3 protein-coding genes are annotated in these 4,716 nt (G+C 70.4%); all 3 read right to left on the bottom strand.

The features are described 5' to 3' along the window. Positions 1 to 2,772: error-prone DNA polymerase (locus tag AC1DQP_RS16715; RefSeq protein WP_478052040.1), on the bottom strand; the 2,772-nt coding region annotated here is incomplete at its 3' end. After that, a complete protein-coding gene (locus AC1DQP_RS16710) occupies positions 2,769 to 4,184 on the bottom strand; it encodes a Y-family DNA polymerase (RefSeq protein WP_457317903.1) in 1,416 nt (471 codons plus the stop codon). The genes AC1DQP_RS16715 and AC1DQP_RS16710, both read right to left, overlap by 4 nt. Before the next feature lie 9 nt (positions 4,185 to 4,193). Continuing rightward, positions 4,194 to 4,716, bottom strand: a 523-nt coding sequence (imuA, locus tag AC1DQP_RS16705) for a translesion DNA synthesis-associated protein ImuA (RefSeq protein ID WP_478052039.1), incomplete at its 5' end; no start/stop codon positions are given.

The raw sequence follows: 4,716 nt of genomic DNA, 5'->3' as shown, positions 1-4,716 counted from the left end.
GCGCAGTTGCGGGCGGATGAAGGACACCATGTGCCGGCCGAGCGTGGTGCCGGTGCTGTTGTAATCGGCCTGCATGTCCTCCAAAGCGCTGGGCAGCGGCAACGGCACGCTGGCTTCGACGGTGGCGCGCGCGGTGTCGAACAGCGGCAGCGGTTTTTCCACGCCGGACACTTCCCAGCGCGCGCGATGGCGATGCCCGCTCAGGCCTTTCAATGCGCCGGCGTCGGCAAGCAGGCCCTGGTGGCGACGGTCCAGCCGCGCGCGTTGGCTGAGATCGGCCACGCTCTCGAACGGCAGCCGTGCGCGTGCCTGCACCAGCGCGGTGGCCACGTCTTCGCTGAAGCCGTCGATCAGGCGCAGGCCCAGGCGGATGCCGAACGRCCGCCCGGGTGCGGTGGGCGCCACCAGCGTGCAGTCCCAGTCGCTGTGGCGCACATCCACCGGCAGCACCGGCACGCCATGGCGGCGCGCGTCCTGCAGGATCTGGTCGGGCGTGTAGAAGCCCAACGGCTGGCTGTTGATCAGGCTGGCGGCGAATGCGGAGGGATGGTGGCACTTGAGCCAGCAGCTGACATAGGTGATCAACGCGAAGCTGGCCGCGTGGCTCTCCGGGAAACCGTAGCTGCCGAAGCCCTTGATCTGTTCGAACAGGCGCTCGCCRTATTCGCGGCTGTGGCCATGGGCGGCCATGCCGGTGAGCAGCTTGTCGCGGTGCGGCTCCAGCCCGCCATGGCGCTTCCACGCCGCCATCGAGCGGCGCAGTGCATCGGCCTCGCCGGGGCTGAAGCCGGCGGCGGCGACCGCCAGTTGCATCACCTGTTCCTGGAACAGCGGCACGCCCAGGGTGCGCTTGAAGACCTTCTCCAGCGCGGGCGGGTAGTCGATCTCCTCGATGCCTTCTTCCTTGAGCTTCTTGCGCCGGTTCAGGTACGGATGGACCATGTCGCCCTGGATCGGGCCGGGGCGCACGATCGCCACTTCGATCACCAGGTCGTAGAAGCAGCGCGGCTGCATGCGCGGCAGCATCGCCATCTGTGCGCGCGATTCGATCTGGAACACGCCCAGGGTGTCGGCGCGGCAGATCATGTCGTAGGTGGGGCCATCGCCGGAGGGAATATCGGCCATGCCCATCTTCGGCGCGCCATGCGCGTGCAGCATGGCCAGGCATTTGCGCACGGCGGTGAGCATGCCCAGCGCCAGGCAGTCGACCTTCATCAGCCCGGTGGCGTCCAGGTCGTCCTTGTCCCACTGGATCACGGTGCGATCGGCCATGGCCGCGTTCTCCACTGGCACCAGCGTGGACAGGGGGTGTTCGGAAATCACGAAACCGCCCGGGTGCTGGGACAGGTGGCGCGGAAAATCGACCAGTTCGCTGGTCAATGCCACCACCCGCCGCATCAACGGCGTGTCCGGGTCGAAGCCACGCTCGCGCAGGGCCTCGGGCAGGGGTTCGTGGCTGCTCCAGCGGTCCAGGCACGCGGCCAGTTCGTTGACCTGGTCCGGCGGCAGGCCGAGCACGCGGGCCACGTCGCGCACCGCGCTGCGGCCGCGGTAGCTGATGGCCACGGCGGTGAGCGCGGCGCGTTCGCGGCCATAGCGGTTGAACACGTACTGCAGCACTTCCTCGCGGCGCTCGTGTTCGAAATCGATGTCGATGTCCGGCGGTTCGTCGCGCTCGGCGGAAATGAAGCGCTCGAACAGCAGCTCCATGTCGCTGGGGTCGATCTCGGTCACGCCCAGCACGTAGCACACCGACGAATTGGCCGCCGAGCCGCGGCCCTGGCACAGGATCTGCTGGCGGCGCGCGAAGCGCACGATGTCGTGCACGGTCAGGAAGTAGGACTCGTACTGCTTGGTGTGGATCAGGTGCAGTTCGTGTTCTATCTGCGCGCGCTGCTTGGCGGTGGCACCGCTTTTCCAGCGCCATTGCATGCCTTCCTCGACCAGCGTGCGCAGCCAGCTGGCCGGATCGTGCCCGGCCGGGATCAGTTCGCGCGGGTAGGTGTAGTGCAGCTGTTTGAGGTCGAAGTGGCAGCGTTCGGCGATGCGCAGGGTTTCGGCCAGCAACGCGGGCGGGTACAGCGCGGCCAGCGCCTGGCGGGTGCGCAGGTGGCGCTCGCCGTTGGGAAACAGCCGCCAGCCGGCATCGGCGATGGTGCAGTGGTGGCGTATCGCGGTGAGGGTGTCCTGCAGGGCGCGGCGGCGGCGGACGTGCATGTGCACATCACCGCTTGCCACCAGCGGGAGGGCGTGTTCGTCGCCGAAACGTTGCAGCGTCGCCAGGCGTTGCGCATCGTCGGCCTCACGGTGCAGCTCCACCGCCAGCCATAGCCGCTGCGCGAAGCGCGCCTGCAGCCAGGCGGCATCCTCTGCCGTGGGCGTGCGGTCCAGCCACAGGCACAGCAGGCTGGCCGGCAGCGCATCGAAGTCCTCGCGCACGCAGCGGTACTCGCCCTTGGGCGCGCGCCGGCGGCAGGTGGTGATCAGCTGGCACAGGCCGGCGTAGGCGGCCAGGTCGGTGCATAGCAGCACCAGCCTGGGGCCGTCCTCGATCTGGAACTCGGCGCCGGTGATCAACGCCAGGTCGTGTTTCTTCGCGGCCTGCCAGGCGCGCACGATGCCGGCCAGCGAGCATTCGTCGGTGATCGCCAGCGCGCGGTAGCCCTGGCCCTTGGCGCGGGCGAACAGTTCCTCGGCGATGGACGCGCCACGCTGGAAACTGAAGGCCGACAGGCAGTGCAGTTCGGCGTAGTCGGGCAGGGCGGTGCTCATGCGAACCAGCCGTGCAGCATCCACGGGCCGCCGCGCGTGTCGGCACTGGTATAGGCCCAGCCACGCTGGCCCTGCGCGGTTTCCACCACGTAGTAGTCGCGGCGGATATCGCCTTCGTCCCACCAGCCCGATTCGATCCGTTCGGGGCCGGACAGGATGCGCAGGTGCGGATCGAGCAGCGGTTGCGGGCGCGGCAGCAGCCAGCCCGGGCGTAGGGGCAGCGGCGGCGGCGGGCCTTTGGGCGCGCCGTGCGCATCGCCGCTGGCCCGTTCCGGGCGGTGCTCGGCACGCAGTCCCAGGCCCTGCACGGCATCGTCGCCGAGGCGCGCGCGCAGGCGTTCGCGCACCTGTTCCCAGGGCATCGCCTGTTGCGGGCGCGGGTCGAACAGGTCGCGCGCGGCCGGCACGAACGGTGGCAGGTGCTCGGCCTGCAGGCGCAGGCCACGGCTGCCGGCCGGCAGCTGCAGGTGGTCCACGCGGTTGCGGGCCAGCTCGAACAGCATCGCCGCATCGCGCTCGGGCGCGAGCAGGCCGATGCTCAGGCAGGTGTCCGGGTGCTGGTCGTGTTCGAACCACAGGTCGAAACGCTGCACCCCGCCATCGCGCGAACACAGGAACGCGGCCAGGTCGCCGGTCAGGCGACGCAGCGGGAACAGCAGGGCCTGGGTGGACTCGATTTCGTAATCGAACTCGATGCGCGCATCGAAGCGGTCCGGTGGCTGGAAATAGCGTAACGGCGGCGTACTGATTCCGCGCAGCGCGTCCAGGTGGGCCAGCACCTGGGGCGGGAAACGCCGGGCCAGGCTCTCGCGCGGCAGCTGGAAGGCCGCGCCCAGCGTGCGCAGGCCCGAGCGCGCCAATACCGTGACCGCCTCGGCGGGCAGGCCGCTGCGTTCGATCGGGAGCTGCGCCAGGGTGGCGTCCAGTTGGCTGGCGTCCACGCCCAGCCGTGCATGCGCGCGAGTCAGTACCCAGGCCGCATGTGGATTGGGCGCGGCAACCAGGCGATGGCGGAAACCGAGGTCCTTCAAGCCATCGCAGAGACGCTTTTCGATCGCCGGCCAATCGCCGAACAGCGCGCGGCTGGCGCCGATCTCCAGCGCCAGCGCGTGCGGGAAGGCCAGGCTGACCTGCGAGCTGATGCCGTACAGCCAGCTGGCCAGCAGGTGCCGGGTGGCCTGTTCGGCGCGCGGGTCATGTTCAACGGTGAGCATGTCGCGGGTGAGTACCTGCGCGGCCGAAAGCAGCATGCCGCGACGCAACCCCAATTGGCGGGCCGACGGGCTCACCGCATGCAGCACGCGGCGCTGCGCCGGGCCGCTGAGCAGCACCAGCGGCACCGACGGATCGGGCTGCTGGCGCAGGGCGGCATCCAGCGCCAGCTGTGGCAACAAGAGGCAGGCCCAGTGCACGGCGGCCGCTCAATGCGCCAGCGACAGCGGCAAGGGCTGCGCCGGGGCCATGCCGCCGCGACACTTGAGCACGCGTACCTGGCCGTTTTGCAGTTGCAGGCGCAGCGGCGCCGGTGAACTGTTGCGCGCCTGGCGCAGGTCGCGGAAGGCAAACCCCAGGCACTGGCCGGTTTCGGCGGCCACCTGCAGCCGGCGCAGGGCGCGGTCGTCGGCCTGYTGCGGCCAGCACAGCACGGCGGCGCAGGCCGCAGAGCGCAGGCACTGTTCGGCGGCCCACAGGGCATCGCGCGGGGCTGCCCGCACCACCTGCACCTGGTTCAAGGCCAGCCCGGCACCGGCCCAGCCGGGTGCATGCGGCAGGTAGGGCGGGGCAATCAGCACGATGGTCTGCTGCTGCTGGCTCAGCCGCGCCAGGGTCGGCCAGACCAACGCCAGCTCGCCGTGCCCCGGCGCGGCCAGCAGCACCTCCGACAGCGCCGCCGGCGGCCAGCCGCCGCCGGGCAGGCGGGCGTCCAGCGCCGGGTGGCCGGTA

Source organism: Stenotrophomonas sp. P5_A8, from assembly GCF_056400545.1.
The sequence above is the reverse complement of the archived record's forward strand: the minus strand, read 5'-3'. Positions and strand labels throughout refer to the sequence as shown.